The organism is Stenotrophomonas sp. CS3K5, assembly GCF_059515225.1.
Window position 1 is genome coordinate 61040 of the sequence record NZ_JCAKRX010000012.1, and the last position, 15512, is coordinate 76551.

Here is a 15512-nt window from a genome sequence, read left to right on the forward strand (position 1 = left end):
CCACCTGCGCCGGACCGGCGATGAAGCCACCCCGAAAACACGTGAAATCGGCGAAATCTGAGGGCCTGGACCCTGATACCCAGCGCAGATTTGAAGGATTTCCGGGCCCATCCAGGCCCGGCGCGGACCTCGGTGATCGCTGCATGCCACGTGGAACCTGCAAACGCGCCAGGCGGCGGGGGCTCCACCTCGACGAAGACAGCACCGCGCCCGGCTTGACCGATGCAGTAAGCTGATGGATTCCCTGCCCTTCTACCGCTCCGAGCGGATGGTCCTTCGCGCCCCATGCAGATCCGCCGCCTTGCCTTGCATCACCTGCGTCGTTTCAGTGCGGTGGACCTGTCGCCTCAGCCGGGTTTGAACCTGCTGACCGGCGACAACGGCGCCGGAAAGACCAGCGTGCTCGAGGCCCTGCATCTGATGGCCTATGGCCGCAGCTTCCGCGGACGGGTGCGCGATGGTCTGGTCCGTCAGGGCCAGGAGGCGCTGGAGGTCTTCGTGGAATGGGACGAGCAACGCGCCCATCATCCTCCGCATCGCCGAAAGGCCGGCCTGCGCCACAGCGGCCAGGACTGGAAGGGGCGTTTGGATGGCGAAGACGTGGCTCAGCTTGGCAATCTCTGCGCTGCGCTGGCCGTGGTCACCTTCGAGCCCGGCAGCCATGCGCTGGTCAGCGGTGGCGGCGAACCCCGTCGGCGCTTCCTCGATTGGGGCTTGTTCCACGTGGAACCTGATTTTCTGTCCCTGTGGCGCCGCTACTCGCGGGCACTGAAGCAGCGTAACGCCCTGCTCAAGCAAGGCGGGCCCTCGCGGATGCTGGACACGTGGGATCACGAGCTGGCTGAAGCCGGAGAGCCGCTGACCAGTCGACGCCACCACTATCTGGAGCGCCTGCAGCAACGCACGGTCGCACTGGCCTCCAGCCTGGCGCCGCAGCTCGGCATCCAGGGCATGCAACTGAGCCCGGGGTGGCGCCGGCATGAACTGCCGTTGGCCGATGCCCTACTGCTGGCGCGGGAACGCGACCGTCAGTCCGGCTATACCTCGGTGGGCCCGCACCGGGCGGACTGGAGCGTCGACTTCCACAGCATTCCTGGCCGCGATGCGCTGTCCCGCGGCCAGGCCAAGCTGACGGCCCTGGCGTGCCTGCTGGCGCAGGCCGAAGACTATGCAGAGCAACGGGGCGAATGGCCGGTGATCGCGCTGGATGATCTGGCCTCGGAACTGGACCGCACCCATCAGGGCCGGGTACTGGAGCGCCTGCTCGCTGGCCCGGCGCAGATCTTCATCACTGCCACCGAAACGCCGGCAGCGCTGCAGGAACTGACGCATATCGCCCGGTTCCACGTGGAACATGCACAGATCGTGGCTGTGCCATAGTGGGCACACCAGGGCCGCTCGACCCCGGCTGGTATAATTCGGGTTGGAATCCTTTCATTCTCGGCGCACCGCTCGCAGTGGTGGCCGACCTGCGGAGCCTACGGCAAGCGCAATGAGCGACGAACAGAACACCCCGGCAAACAACGGCAATTACGACGCCAACAGCATTACCGCCCTGGAAGGCCTGGAGGCTGTCCGCAAGCGTCCCGGCATGTACATCGGTGACGTGCATGACGGCACCGGTCTGCACCACATGGTGTTCGAGGTCGTCGACAACTCGATCGACGAAGCGCTGGCTGGCCATGCCGACCATGTGGCTGTGACGATCCACGCCGACGGCTCGGTTTCGGTGTCCGACAACGGCCGCGGTATCCCGACCGGCAAGCATGAGCAGATGAGCGCCAAGCTCGGCCGCGAAGTGTCCGCCGCCGAGGTAGTGATGACCGTCCTGCACGCAGGCGGTAAGTTCGACGACAACAGCTACAAGGTTTCCGGCGGCCTGCACGGCGTCGGCGTCAGCGTGGTCAACGCGCTGTCGCAGAAGCTGCTGGTGGACGTGTTCCAGAACGGGTTCCATTACCAGCAGGAATTCAGCAATGGCGCCGCAGTGACCGCGCTGGCGAAGCTGGAAGCCACCACCAAGCGCGGAACCACCGTGCGCTTCTGGCCGTCCACCGTGGCCTTCCACGACAACGTGGAATACCACTACGACATCCTGGCCCGGCGTCTGCGCGAACTGTCGTTCCTGAACTCCGGGGTCAAGATCGTCCTGGCCGACGAGCGCGGCGATGGCCGTCGCGATGACTTCCATTACGAAGGTGGCATCCGCAGCTTCGTGGAGCATCTGGCGCAGCTGAAGACCCCGCTGCACCCGAACGTGATCTCGGTCACCGGCGAGCACAACGGCATCGTGGTGGACGTGGCGCTGCAGTGGACCGACTCCTACCAGGAGACGATGTACTGCTTCACCAACAACATTCCGCAGAAGGACGGCGGCACCCACCTGGCCGGTTTCCGCGGCGCCCTGACCCGCGTGCTCAACAACTACATCGAGCAGAACGGCATTGCCAAGCAGGCCAAGATCAACCTGACCGGCGACGACATGCGCGAAGGCATGATCGCGGTGCTGTCTGTGAAGGTGCCGGACCCGAGCTTCTCCAGCCAGACCAAGGAAAAGCTGGTCAGCTCCGACGTGCGTCCGGCGGTGGAAAATGCCTTCGGTGCGCGCCTGGAAGAGTTCCTGCAGGAAAACCCGAACGAAGCCAAGGCCATCGCCGGCAAGATCGTCGATGCCGCGCGTGCGCGTGAAGCCGCGCGCAAGGCCCGCGATCTGACCCGCCGCAAGGGCGCGCTGGATATCGCCGGCCTGCCGGGCAAGCTGGCCGACTGCCAGGAAAAGGATCCGGCGCTGTCCGAACTGTTCATCGTCGAGGGTGACTCGGCAGGTGGCTCGGCCAAGCAGGGCCGCAACCGCAAGAACCAGGCGGTGCTGCCGCTGCGCGGCAAGATCCTCAACGTGGAACGCGCGCGCTTTGACCGCATGCTGTCCTCCGACCAGGTCGGTACGCTGATCACCGCACTGGGTACCGGCATCGGCCGCGACGAGTACAACCCGGACAAGCTGCGCTACCACAAGATCATCATCATGACCGACGCCGACGTCGACGGCGCGCACATCCGCACCCTGCTGCTGACGTTCTTCTACCGTCAGATGCCGGAGCTGATCGAGCGCGGTTACGTCTACATCGGCCTGCCGCCGCTGTACAAGATCAAGCAGGGCAAGCAGGAGCTGTACCTGAAGGATGATCCGGCGCTGGACAGCTATCTGGCCAGCAGTGCAGTGGAAAACGCTGCGCTGGTGCCGGCCACCGGCGAGCCGGGCATCGAAGGCCTGGCCCTGGAGAAGCTGCTGCTGGCCTACGCCGCTGCGCTGGATTCGATCGAACGCAACGCGCACCGCTACGACCGCAACCTGCTCGAAGCGCTGGTCGATTTCGTGCCGATGGACCTGGACAGCCTGCGCACGGCCGGCGAAGGCGAAGGCCTGGATGCGCTGGCCAAGCGTCTGAACCAGGGCAGCCTGGGCAGCCCGCGCTTCAGCCTGGAACTGCAGGAACCCAACGACGAGCGCCCGGCCGCTGTGCTGGTGACCCGTCGCCACATGGGCGAACAGCACATCCAGGTGCTGCCGATGTCGGCGTTCGAAAGCGGTGAACTGCGTGCGATCCACCAGGCTTCCAAACTGCTGCACGGCCTGGTGCGCGAAGGCGCCACCATCTCCCGTGGCGCCAAGTCGATCGAAGTCGATACCTTCGCCAAGGCGCAGAACTGGTTGCTGGAGGAAGCCAAGCGTGGCCGCCAGATCCAGCGCTTCAAGGGCCTGGGTGAAATGAACCCCGAGCAGCTGTGGGACACCACGGTCAATCCGGAGACCCGCCGCCTGCTGCAGGTGCGCATCGAAGATGCGGTGGCCGCTGATCAGATCTTCAGCACCCTGATGGGCGATGTCGTCGAACCGCGTCGTGATTTCATCGAAGACAATGCGCTGAAGGTCGCCAACCTGGATATCTGACACAATCGGGCATGGCCGGTGCACGGGGAGGTGCGCCGGCCTTCATCCTTGAACACAGGTACCTGATGTCCGCTTCCGCCCCGGTCTCCGCCCCGCCGCCGGTACCCCCGGCCTCTACCGCCCCGCGTGCCGTGCCACCGCTGGCAGGCTTCTTCATCGATCTCGGCATCGCCGCCGTGGCGCTGATCGGCCTGAGCATGGTGACCGGCCTGTTCTGGGGCTTCTACCGGGCCATCGTGGTCGGTTATGCCAATGCCGAGGCCAACGGTGGTGCGATGACCGCGGCCGCAGCCACCACGGCCGTCGGCCAGCCCGGCGCGCTGGCGCAGATCCTGATGGCATTGATCGCCACCGGCGGCGCGGCGCTGCTGCTGTACTTCTGGCGCCGTCCGGCCAACGCGGCCGAACGCCTGGCATCGCGACAGGCACTGCGGCGGCCGTCGACCTGGGGCTGGACCCTGCTGGTGGCCACCCTGATCGTGCTGGGCAGCAACGGCATCGCCTTCCTGGCCCGGCAGTTCGGCATCGAACCGGTGCCGACCAACGTGGAACTGATGCAGAGCGCGATCGCGCGTTTCCCGCTGTTCCTGGTGCTGTTTGCCGTGGTGCTGGCGCCGGCCTACGAGGAACTGCTGTTCCGTCGCGTCCTGTTCGGGCGCCTGTGGCAGGCCGGTCGACCGTGGCTGGGGCTCATCCTCAGCAGCCTGGCCTTCGCCCTGGTCCACGAAGTGCCGGGCGTGAGCAGGAATTCCTGGCTGGGCATGGCGCAGTTGTGGCTGGTCTACGGCGGCATGGGTGCGGCCTTCTGCTGGCTGTATCGCCGCACCGGTACGCTGTGGGCGGCCATCGTGGCGCATGCGCTGAACAATGCCGTCGCGCTTGCCGCGATGGTGTTCCTGGGGTCAACGTAACGCCGTGTCCGCTTGACGAAAGATTAAGCCGCTACGTTGGACACTGCGCACATGAACACGGGGGATCCTTCCATGAAACAACTGCTGTTGGCCCTTGTCATCACCACGCTGGTCAGCGCCTGCGCAACGACCACGTCCCCCACCGGACGCCGGCAGATGGTGGGCGGCGTATCGCAGGCGCAGCTGGACCAGCTGGGCGCGCAGGCATTCGCTGAAACCAAGCAGAAGGAAAAGATCAGCACCGATGGCCGCCAGAATGGCTACGTGCAGTGCGTGGTCAATGCCCTGGTCGCCCAGTTGCCGCCTCAGTACCGTGGCGTACGGTGGGAGACAGCGGTGTTCGTGGACAAGGAACCCAATGCCTTCGCCCTGCCCGGCGGCAAGGTCGGTGTGAACACCGGCATCTTCACCGTGGCCAAGAATCAGGACCAGCTGGCTGCCGTGATCGGCCATGAGATCGGCCACGTCATCGCCCGCCACCACGAAGAGCGCATCACCCGCCAGATGGGCGCACAGACCGGCCTGGCCGTGCTCGGCGCGCTGGCCGGTGCCGCCTATGGCGAGGGCGCCGCCAGCACCGTCAACCAGCTTGGTGGGATGGGCGCGCAGACCGCCTTCCTGCTGCCTGGCTCGCGGACCCAGGAGAGCGAGGCCGACGTGATCGGCCAGCGATTGATGGCCCAAGCCGGTTTCAACCCCGCCCAGGCCGTGGATCTGTGGCAGAACATGATGGCCGCCAGCGGTGGCCGCAGCCCGCAATGGCTGTCCACCCACCCCGATCCGGCCAACCGGATCCAGGAACTGCGCCGTGATGCGCCGGGCCTGACCCCGGTCTACCAGCAGGCGCAGGCGGCCGGACTGCGGCCAAAGTGCGGATGAGTGCGCAGTTTCATGCTGTAGTGCAGCACATAAAACGATTTCTCACGCCATCTGTTTCTGATACGTTTGGCGGCTCAGATTTTTCTGACAGTCCGACTTTGCCGCTATCCGGCGGTTCGATCGAGGTGAACGATGATTTTCCGTAACCACAAAGCTGTGCTTTCCGTCCTCGTCGCGACCGCCCTGACCGGCGCCGTGGTCACCGATGCCTTCGCGCAGTCCTCGCGCTCCTCCGACCGCAGCAACCGCGGCGGCAGCAGCAAGCAGGCCAAGGCCGAAGCGCTCTACCCGAACGCGACCCGCCAGGAGCCGACCGTCAAGGCCTCGGCCAAGATGGGCAGCAAGCTGCAGAAAATGATCGACAGCTACAACAACGAAAAGTTCCCGGAGACGCGTACGCAGGCTGACGCGATCCTGGCTGACAGCGCCGCGAACGAGTACGACAAGTCGCTGGCCGCGCAGCTGGCCTCGCAGGCCGCCTACCAGACCGACGACACCCCGGGTGCGGTCGCCTACCTGAAGCAGGTGCTGCAGTTCAACGGCCTGGACAACAACGGTCACTTCCAGTCGATGCTGATGCTGGGCCAGCTGCAGCTGCAGGAAGACCAGACCGCCGAAGGCCTGGCCACCCTGGACAAGTACTTCGCCGAGAGCAAGTCGACCAAGCCGGAAGAACTGGTTGCCAAGGGCCAGGCCCTGTACCAGCTGGAGCGCTACCAGGAAGCGGTGCCGGTGCTGCAGCAGGCCATCGCCGGCGCCACCGAGCCGAAGGACAGCTGGAACCAGCTGCTGATGGCGGCGCTGTCCGAGTCCGGCCAGACCGGTGAGGCGCTGAAGACCGCCGAAGCACTGGCGGCGAAGAACCCGAACGACAAGAAGGCGCAGCTGAACCTGGCCAACATGTACATGCAGGCCGACCAGATGCCCAAGGCTGCCGCGGTGATGGACAAGCTGCGCAGCAGCGGCCAGCTCACCGAAGAGCGCGAGTACAAGCAGCTGTACTCGATCTATGCCAACACCGAGAACAAGGAAAAGGACGTCATCGCGGTCATCAACGAAGGGTTGCAGAAGGGCATCCTGAAGCCGGATTACCAGGTCTACCTGGCGCTGGCCCAGTCCTACTACTACTCCGACCAGGTGCCGCAGGCGATCGAGGCGTGGCAGAAGGCTGCCCCGCTGTCCAAGGACGGTGAGACCTACCTGAACCTGGCACGCGTCCTGCATGCCGAAGGTCGCGTCCCCGAGGCCAAGCAGGCCGCCCAGCAGGCGCTGGCGAAGGGCGTGAAGAACCAGGCTGATGCCAAAAAAATCATCAACCTGAAGTAAGTAGGAATAACGCCTGAACGCCTGCTCAGTTGATGCGCAGGCGCTCAGGATTGGTATAAGCTTGGAGGTTCCTGCGGTGTCATGCACCGCTGATCAGGGATTCCGCCCCCGGCATCCCGGCCCCACTATTGAGCTCTTGGCGCATGACGGAACAACTAGTCGTTCACCGGTACGAACAACCCGATGACAAGGGGCTGAGCTGGCCTCGCATCGTCGGCATCGCGTTTGTAATTGCCCTGCATCTGGCCGCCTTCATGATGCTCCTCATCCCCGCCGTGGCTCCCAAGGCCGTCGCGGAGAAGGAGCGCAACGTCATGGTGACCATCGTCGATGCACCGCCGCCGCCGCCCCCGCCGCCGCCGCCGCCGCCGCCGACCGATACTCCGCCGCCGCCGGTGAAGAATCTGTCGCCGCCGAAGCCGTCGCCGGTCCCGCCGCCGCCGCAGGCGCCGGTCGTGGACGTGCCGGAACCGCGCCCGAACGATATCGTCACCCCGCCGTCGCCTCCGGCGCCGCCGGCACCGGCGACCTCGATCGAGGCCAGCGTGGACATCTCGTCGAAGGCCATGAATCCGCCGCGCTACCCGCCGGCAGCCTTCCGCGCTGGTATCCAGGGCGAAGTGATCCTGATCATTGATGTCGATGCCAACGGCAACGTCACCAATGTCACGGTGGAAAAGTCCAGCCGTAACCGCGACCTGGACCGTGCTGCCATGGAAGCAGCTCGCAAGTGGCGCTTCAACGCCGCTGAATCTGGCGGTAAGAAGGCGGCAGGTCGCGTTCGCGTCCCGGTCAACTTTGCGCTGAACTGATGCGTCCGGGTGGCCGCCCGGCCACCCCCGCTCCGGTTCGATTGTTTAGCTTAGCTACACCCTTTATCACCACACACAACAAAGGTAAGCGTCATGCTGCAGGAAATTTTCATCGCCGCTGCTGCCGGGGGCAATCCGTCCAACGCCCTGTCGCAGATGGGCTTCGAGCACCTGATCCACGAAATGACCACCAAGCCGGGTGATTTCGCGGTTTCCTGGGTCGTGCTGCTGACCCTGATCGCGATGTCGGCCATGTCCTGGTACTGGACCGTCATCAACATCTTCCGCGCCACCCGCCTGAAGAGCGCCGCTGATCGCGTCGTCAGCCTGTTCTGGGACACCCCGAACGCGCAGGACGCCATCCGTGCGATGGAAGAGCAGCCGGCTTCGGAGCCGTTCTCGAAGATCGCCCTGGACGCTGCGCAGGCTGCTGCCCACCACCAGCGCGCTGAAGGCGGCGCCACCGGCGGCGTCGGTGAGAACCTGAGCCGTTCGGAGTTCGTCGACCGCGCTCTGCGCCAGGCCGTCACCCGCGAAAGCAACAAGCTGCAGTCGGGCATGACCCTGCTGGCTACCGTCGGCGCGACCGCTCCGTTCGTCGGTCTGCTGGGTACCGTGTGGGGCATCTACGGCGCGCTGATCAAGATCGGTGCCACCGGCTCCGCTTCGATCGACGCCGTTGCCGGCCCGGTGGGTGAAGCGCTGATCATGACCGCGATCGGTCTGTTCGTCGCGATCCCGGCCGTGTTCGCCTTCAACTTCTTCAGCAAGATCAACAGCGCGACCATCAGCAAGTTCGATACCTTCGCGCACGACCTGCACGACTTCTTCGCCACCGGCTCGCGCGTCCGCTAATTGCGGCGCGCGTTACCCAGCGACGAACGTAAGTAGTCACCAAGATCTAGACGGAGCCCGTTATGGCTTTCAGTAGTGGTAACAGCGGCGGCCCCATGGCCGACATCAACGTTACGCCCCTCGTGGACGTGATGCTGGTGCTGCTGATCATCTTCATCATCACGGCGCCCCTGATGTCCCACAAGGTCAAGGTGGATCTGCCCGAAGCCAACCTGATCCAGAAGCCGGAAGACGCTGAAAAGCGTTCCGGACCGATCACCCTGGCAGTCAAGGAAGACGGCTCGATCTACTGGAACGACGAAGAAATCAACAAGCAGACTCTCGAGTCGCGCTTGGCGACCGCCGCCCAGCAGACCCCGCAGCCGCCGCTGAACCTGCGTGGTGACCGCACCACCAAGATGCGTGTCATCAACGACCTGACCAAGGTCGCGCAGGAACAGGGCATGTTGGACGTCGGCTTCGTCGCGACCAAAGAAAAGGGGCAATAAGCCATGGCATTCAGTAGTGGTGGTGGCAAGGGCCCCATGGCAGACATCAACGTCACGCCCCTCGTGGACGTGATGCTGGTTCTGCTGATCATCTTCATCGTGACCGCGCCGATCATGACGTACCCGATCGCCGTGGACCTGCCGCAGCGCGTGCTCAACCCACCGCCGCAGCTGGTCGAACCGCCGCCGCCGATCGAACTGAAGATCGACGCCAGCAACCAGGTCTCGTGGAACAACAGCCCGATCAATACCAGCGAGCTGCAGCAGCGGATGGAGCAGGAGGTCCAGCGTGACCCGACCAACCAGCCGGAACTGCGCATCGACGCCAGCCCGGATTCGGAGTACGACGTGATGGCCAAGGTTCTGGCCGCCGCGAAGAACGCTCAGATGAAGAAGATCGGTTTTGTGCAGCAGTAATCGCTACACCGCAACACAACAGTCATGACGCGACTGCAGACGCCCCTGGAAACAGGGGCGTCTTTTTTTGTACCTGCCACGATCCGTAGAGCCGAGCCCGCTATGATCGGCGGATGCTCGCCCTCTTCGATTCCCTGCGGCACTGGCTCGACGGCATCGCCCATCTGGGCACGATCCTGGCAGTGGCCTATCTGCTGTACCTGCTCGCGCTGACCGGCTGGATCATGCTGCAGAAGCGCGAGCCGGTGGCCACGCTGAGCTGGATCCTGTCGTTGGCACTGCTGCCCTATCTGGGCTTGTTCATCTACTACCTGCTGGGCCCGCAGAAGGTGAAGCGGCAGCGGCTGCGCCGCGGACGCGCGCGCTCGGGCATGGAGCACTACAGCGACGTCTGCCCGCCGGACGCGGACTGCACCGAGCTGGCCAAGATCGCCCAGGCCACCACCGGGCTGGCACCCAGCAGCGCCACCGAAGTGACCTGGCTGGTGGATGGTGCCGCCACCTACGCGGCCCTGCTCGAGGCGATCGCGCAGGCACGCGACCACGTGCATCTGGAGTACTACATCTTCAACCCGGACCACGCCGGCACCGCCTTGCGCGACGCACTGGTCGAGCGCGCCCGCGCCGGCGTGCAGGTGCGCCTGCTGCTGGACGCGGTGGGTTCTTCCTCCCTCCCCCGCCGTTTCCTGCAACCGTTGCTGGACGCCGGCGGCGAGGCCATCTGGTTCCATCCACGGCAACTGCTCAAGCCTTTCAAGCGCCCGTGGCTGAACCTGCGCACCCATCGCAAGCTGGTGATCGTCGATGGTCGACTGGCCTTCACCGGTGGCATCAACATCACCGACGACGAAGACGAGAGCCGCAAACCGGACGCCTACCGGGACCTGCACATGCGCATCCGCGGCCACGTGGTGCGCAGCCTGCAGCTGGTGTTCGCCGAGGACTGGCTGTACGCCAGCGGCCAGGATCATTCGCGCTTCGACATCGCACGCCTGTGGCCGGCCGAGATGCCACTGCGCGCCGATGGCCCGATCAACGCACAGGTGCTGGTCTCCGGCCCGGACTCGGGCTGGGAAACCATCCACCGCCTGCACGTGGCCGCCATCCAGGAAGCCCACGAACGGGTCTGGCTGGTCACGCCCTACTTCGTACCGGGCGAGGCGGCGCGGATGGCGCTCACCTCCGCCGCGCTGGGGGGGCTGGACGTGCGCCTGCTGGTGCCGAAGATGAGCGACTCCTGGTTCGTCACCCAGGCCGCCCGCTCCTACTTCGACGAGCTGCTGCATGCCGGGGTGAAGATCTACGAGTACGGCCCGCGCATGCTGCACACCAAAGCCTTCATCGCCGATGACGACGTCTGCATCGTCGGCAGCGCCAACTTCGACCACCGCAGCTTCCGCCTGAACTTCGAACTTTCGATGATGATCAGCGACCGTGATCGGGTGGCCGCCCTGGCCGAGCTGCTGCAGAGCGAATTCGACCGCGCCACGCGTGTGCATGACCAGGCCGGGCGTTCGTTGTGGCTGCACCGTCTGCCCGAGGCATTTGCCCGCCTGGCCTCGCCGCTGCTGTGAGGCAGCGCTACACTTCGCCGATCATCCGGGGAGCCCGACTATGTACTGGTTGTACCTGCTGCTGGCGCTGGGCTGCTTCGCCTTCGCGCTGAAAACCCCGAGCGTCGGGCTGATGACCCTGTGCCTGCTGGCCGCCCTGGCCTTCCTGCTGGCCTGGGTGCGTGGCCGCTACGTGGCCCGGTTCGGCGACCTGCAGCGCGACCCGGCCACCCTGATCGATGCCGACGAGCTGCGCCGCCTGCGCGAACAGGCCGAGGCCCGCCGCACTGGCGACAGCACCGACCACGATCACGATCCATCCCCTCTTTCCAAGTAGTTCCGTTCCATGACCCAGCTCAGCGTCAACGTCAACAAGATCGCCGTCCTGCGCAATTCGCGCGGCGGTGCCGAACCGGACGTGGTGCGCGCCGCCCAGGCCTGCCTGGATGCAGGCGCGCATGGCATCACCGTGCACCCGCGGCCGGACCGCCGCCACATCACCGCCGAGGACGTGCTGGCCCTGTCCACGCTGACCCGCGCGCGGGGCGTCGAGTTCAACATCGAAGGCAACCCGTTCGCGCCGCCGCGCGAGGGCTACCCGGGGCTGCTGCCGTTGTGCGCGCAGACCCGCCCGGCGCAGGCCACCCTGGTGCCCGACGGCGATGGCCAGATCACCTCCGACCATGGCTTCGACTTCGAGCGCGATGGCGAGCGCCTGCGCCCGCTGGTGGCCGAGCTGAAGGCGATGGGCTGCCGGGTCAGCCTGTTCGTCGATGCCGGCAACCCGCTGCTGGAACAGGCGGCTACAGTGGGTGCCGACCGCGTCGAGCTGTACACCGGCCCGTACGCTGAGGCGCATGCCGCCGGCGATGCCACTGCGATGCTGGCGTTGTTCGCCACCGCAGCGCGGCGCGCGCAGGCGGTGGGGCTGGGAGTGAATGCCGGTCATGACCTGTCACAGGACAACCTGCGTGACTTCCTGGCCCACGTGCCGGACGTGCTGGAGGTGTCGATCGGCCACGCACTGATCGGCGAGGCGCTGTATGAGGGGCTGGACGCTACGGTGCGGGGCTACTTGGCCCTGCTGTGACCGATGGGTGCCGAGCATGGGCTCGGCGCTACAAGGCACCCGCATTCACTGTAGAGCCGCGCCCACGCTCGGCTCAGGCTTGCCCTGAACCCTTCAGGCGGCCGTCGCAGCCATTGAGACAGCCCCGGCGTACGCTGCCGCAATGGGTACTGCGATCAAGGGCCGAGGTTCCACGTCCCACCTTGCCGGGCGCTTTGAAAGCACCGTCAGCGAGGCAGTGGACGACGGCTGGGCGGTCGACGAGAGCGAGGAGTTCCTCGCCCCGCGCCTGCGCACCGAAGTACGCGCCGAGACCGCACGCAGCATCATCAGCCGCAACAACTCGCCGGACGTCGGCTTCAGCCAGTCGGTGAACCCGTACCGGGGCTGTGAGCACGGCTGTTCCTACTGCTTCGCACGCCCCTCGCATGCCTATCTGAACCTGTCGCCGGGCCTGGACTTCGAGACCAAGCTGTTCGCCAAGACCAACGCGCCGCAGCTGCTGCGCAAGGAACTGTCGAAGCCGGGCTACGTGCCGCAACCGATCGCGCTGGGCATCAACACCGATGCGTATCAGCCGATCGAACGCAAGTTCAAGCTGACCCGGCAACTGATCGAAGTGATGCTGGAAACCAAGCATCCGTTCTCGCTGATCACCAAGAATGCGCTGGTCGAGCGCGACATCGATCTGCTCGCGCCGCTGGCGGCGGAGAACCTGGTCAGCGTGCATTTTTCGGTGACCTCGCTGGACCCGCATCTTTCCGCGAAGCTGGAACCGCGCGCCTCGGCGCCACATGCGCGGCTGCGCGCGATGAAGCGCTTGCATGAAGCGGGCATTCCGGTGGGCGTGATGGTGGCGCCGGTGATTCCGTGGATCAACGACAGCGAACTGGAAGCCGTGCTGGAGGCCGCACATGACGCCGGTGCAAGTACCGCCGGCTACGTGCTGCTGCGCCTGCCGCTGGAAGTGGCGCCGCTGTTCCGCGACTGGCTGGATACCCATCATCCCGATCGCGCCGCGCATGTGATGAGCACCATCCAGCAGCTGCGTGGTGGCAAGGACTACGACAGCCAGTTCGGCACACGCATGCGTGGCCAGGGCGTGTATGCGGAGCTGTTGAGCAACCGCTTCAAGCTGGCGCGCAAGCGGTTGGGATTCAACGCGCAGAACAGCCATTGGCCGAAGCTGGATTGCAGTCGGTTTGTGAAGCCATTGCCGCCGAAGAAGGATTCGCCGCAGGGGTCGTTGTTCTGAGGTAGCACGGCCTCTGAATGACGTCGCCGCGAGTCGCACTCTGCACTATTCAACCTGCCGAAGGCCGTACTACCATTATCCCCCCCTGGACGCGCCGCCCTCGCGCGCAGCGGCATGGATTGATGAGCGGCTCAATCCCTCAAGGACTGCCTGCAGCGACAGGCTGAGGAATGCGGTGAATGGACAAGTGGCTTCTTGTTGCAATGAGCGCTCTGGCGCTACCCGGATGCAGCGCCATGGGGGGTGACATGATCATTCGTGTTTCAGGGGCGGTGCCGACCTCCACCGCCATGGCCGGGCGCGAGGACACCTGCCAGCTGCACATGGTGTCCGCAGCGACCGGTGAACGCCTGAATGCCAGAGAGATCCGGGGGCAGTTCTCCACGACGATGATGGTTGTCTCAGGCCCGGTACCGACGCACTACGTCTTCGTTGCCGACTGCAGCGATGGCCGCAGCTTCAGCTCCAGGACCATCAGCATCGGCAGCCGGCGCTCGCACAGCAGGACTTTCGAGCTTGGAATGCTTGGTGAAGGCCAGTGAGCGCCTGGGGAAAAAGTGTGGTTGGAACCAGATACTGGAAGATGGTCCTCTCAGTTGGACATGCCGCCAGCGTCGGAGCGATGGTCTACTTCTGCAACAAGGCGTCCTCGCTCTACCGACGCGTGAGAGAGCGCCTGGATCACGTGGACGACACTTCTGCGTTTGAGTACTGCAAGGGCTACCCGGATTCCATCGAGTTCCATCTCATCGCAATGGTGGTCTCGTTCCTCATGATCCTTGTGATAAGTCACTACAAGGAGGCCTTCACCGTGAACAGGCGATAGCGAACGGCGGGGCAATCACCTGGCGCTGGATCGATCCCATCCGAGCCATGTGAGATCCCTGCTCAAGGTCATGCTTGCGGAAGCCGCCTTTGATAGGGCGCTCGAACCTGGGAATGCATCTTTCGGCCGACAAGCTCCATGCGGGCGTCTGCAGGCATGCGGCAGTACGCGCAGAGCAGCCCACAGAATTTTCGATGGCGCACAAACCGTAGTCGCTGCGAGGGAATTCAAGCGTAGCTGGAATGCCGATCGGTCGAGCTTCTCAAAGCTGACGATCGTACTTCCTGGAGTGCTCCGCGCCGGGCAAACCTCGCTATTGGAGATGACGGAGCACGTACGTTCTTCAGCCAGGGAGCGAATGCTTCTGCAGGCAAGAGTGGTTGCTACAGCACGGCCGCTTCCTGCCAGATCATCATTGATGCAGTCGAGCCCAACAGGTTTGAGGTTTCGCTGGAGGCGACTTTCAGGCTTGCAAGTCCTCTGGATCGGCCTGAAGACTTCGACGTTCCTGTCAGCATCCATCGTGCAATCAAGGCCAAGAGCGCGGACATTGCCGAACTGCGTGCGTGCATGGGAGGGAAGGCCGGGTGGTGGCGATGACTCACCTTTGAAGAGGCGAATCCTTCAACAAAATGATTGGAATCAGGATGATAATTCCGTTGCCACAGCGGGCGGCGTCCTCTATCGGCGCTGCCCTCGGTAGCGCAGAGCATGCTCGACCTCTGGCCAGCAGGTGGGTGCACCGAACGGTGCGATTGCAACTGAGAGAATGATGAAGATCATACTTTGGACACCTATAGCCATATTCTCTTTGCTTTCGTTGAGAGCGATGGCTTTCGTCGTCTATCAAGTGCTGAATGGATCTCCCTTCGAGGAGGAGGAGATCGTTGTCGCTGGGGTCGGATTGGTCTGTGGCTGGATTGCCTGGGTGATGTACAAGGTCCTGATCAGACCATGGAGGGCACCAAAGGGCTAGTTCTGAGCAGAATGCTGCAAGTTGCCCTGCCCACCGCATACGGATCCTCAGTCAATGCCGCACACAACAATGCCGGTGCATGGGCCGCTGCGGCCCTAGTGCTAGAGGAGACACGCAGTTGAGATTGCCATTTACGTTTTCGTGTCCAAGCTGCGGTACTCCGGGTCAGAATTTCCCCTTTCATGATTATATC

The 15512-nt window shown here is 64.5% G+C and carries 15 protein-coding genes; all 15 read left to right on the plus strand.

Annotated features, from left to right (window positions below; genetic code table 11):
- The first annotated feature begins 285 nt into the window (after positions 1 to 285).
- The 15 genes from recF to AC5YGJ_RS16695 all read left to right on the plus strand — a co-directional run bounded on the left by recF (position 286) and on the right by AC5YGJ_RS16695 (position 14343).
- Positions 286 to 1380 carry a DNA replication/repair protein RecF gene (recF, locus tag AC5YGJ_RS16625; RefSeq protein WP_496187171.1) on the plus strand — a complete coding sequence of 365 codons (1095 nt, stop codon included), beginning with the start codon at positions 286 to 288 and terminating at the stop codon, positions 1378 to 1380.
- Between the two features lie 112 nt (positions 1381 to 1492).
- Positions 1493 to 3952, plus strand: coding sequence for a DNA topoisomerase (ATP-hydrolyzing) subunit B (gene gyrB, locus AC5YGJ_RS16630; RefSeq protein ID WP_496187172.1), 2460 nt, complete (start codon positions 1493 to 1495; stop codon positions 3950 to 3952).
- A gap of 65 nt (positions 3953 to 4017) precedes the next feature.
- The gene (locus AC5YGJ_RS16635; RefSeq protein ID WP_496187173.1) at positions 4018 to 4863 is read left to right on the plus strand and encodes a CPBP family intramembrane glutamic endopeptidase; all 846 of its coding nucleotides are present in this window, start codon (positions 4018 to 4020) and stop codon (positions 4861 to 4863) included.
- Between the two features lie 72 nt (positions 4864 to 4935).
- On the plus strand, positions 4936 to 5742 hold the full coding sequence (locus AC5YGJ_RS16640) for a M48 family metallopeptidase (RefSeq protein WP_032128510.1): 807 nt from the start codon (positions 4936 to 4938) through the stop codon (positions 5740 to 5742).
- A 132-nt stretch (positions 5743 to 5874) separates the two neighbouring features.
- Complete coding sequence (locus AC5YGJ_RS16645) at positions 5875 to 7068, plus strand: tetratricopeptide repeat protein (RefSeq protein ID WP_309340449.1); 1194 nt, start codon at positions 5875 to 5877, stop codon at positions 7066 to 7068.
- A 143-nt stretch (positions 7069 to 7211) separates the two neighbouring features.
- Positions 7212 to 7880: an energy transducer TonB gene (locus AC5YGJ_RS16650; RefSeq protein WP_097048099.1), complete on the plus strand. Its 669-nt coding sequence runs from the start codon at positions 7212 to 7214 to the stop codon at positions 7878 to 7880.
- A 93-nt stretch (positions 7881 to 7973) separates the two neighbouring features.
- On the plus strand, positions 7974 to 8735 hold the full coding sequence (exbB, locus tag AC5YGJ_RS16655) for a TonB-system energizer ExbB (protein ID WP_005411738.1): 762 nt from the start codon (positions 7974 to 7976) through the stop codon (positions 8733 to 8735).
- A 62-nt stretch (positions 8736 to 8797) separates the two neighbouring features.
- A complete protein-coding gene (locus tag AC5YGJ_RS16660; protein ID WP_005411739.1) occupies positions 8798 to 9223 on the plus strand; it encodes an ExbD/TolR family protein in 426 nt (141 codons plus the stop codon).
- A 3-nt stretch (positions 9224 to 9226) separates the two neighbouring features.
- Positions 9227 to 9640: an ExbD/TolR family protein gene (locus tag AC5YGJ_RS16665; protein ID WP_005411740.1), complete on the plus strand. Its 414-nt coding sequence runs from the start codon at positions 9227 to 9229 to the stop codon at positions 9638 to 9640.
- 113 nt (positions 9641 to 9753) lie between these two features.
- Positions 9754 to 11214: a cardiolipin synthase gene (cls, locus tag AC5YGJ_RS16670; RefSeq protein WP_496187174.1), complete on the plus strand. Its 1461-nt coding sequence runs from the start codon at positions 9754 to 9756 to the stop codon at positions 11212 to 11214.
- A 40-nt stretch (positions 11215 to 11254) separates the two neighbouring features.
- On the plus strand, positions 11255 to 11530 hold the full coding sequence (locus AC5YGJ_RS16675; RefSeq protein ID WP_496187175.1) for a hypothetical protein: 276 nt from the start codon (positions 11255 to 11257) through the stop codon (positions 11528 to 11530).
- A 9-nt stretch (positions 11531 to 11539) separates the two neighbouring features.
- Entirely contained in the window at positions 11540 to 12283 is a 744-nt protein-coding gene (locus AC5YGJ_RS16680) for a pyridoxine 5'-phosphate synthase (RefSeq protein WP_496187176.1), read from the plus strand.
- A 142-nt stretch (positions 12284 to 12425) separates the two neighbouring features.
- Positions 12426 to 13517 carry a PA0069 family radical SAM protein gene (locus AC5YGJ_RS16685; RefSeq protein ID WP_496187177.1) on the plus strand — a complete coding sequence of 364 codons (1092 nt, stop codon included), beginning with the start codon at positions 12426 to 12428 and terminating at the stop codon, positions 13515 to 13517.
- A 179-nt stretch (positions 13518 to 13696) separates the two neighbouring features.
- A complete protein-coding gene (locus AC5YGJ_RS16690) occupies positions 13697 to 14059 on the plus strand; it encodes a hypothetical protein (protein ID WP_496187178.1) in 363 nt (120 codons plus the stop codon).
- The gene (locus AC5YGJ_RS16695; RefSeq protein ID WP_496187179.1) at positions 14056 to 14343 is read left to right on the plus strand and encodes a hypothetical protein; all 288 of its coding nucleotides are present in this window, start codon (positions 14056 to 14058) and stop codon (positions 14341 to 14343) included. The genes AC5YGJ_RS16690 and AC5YGJ_RS16695 overlap by 4 nt, the downstream gene beginning before the upstream one ends.
- Positions 14344 to 15512: the final 1169 nt, after the last annotated feature.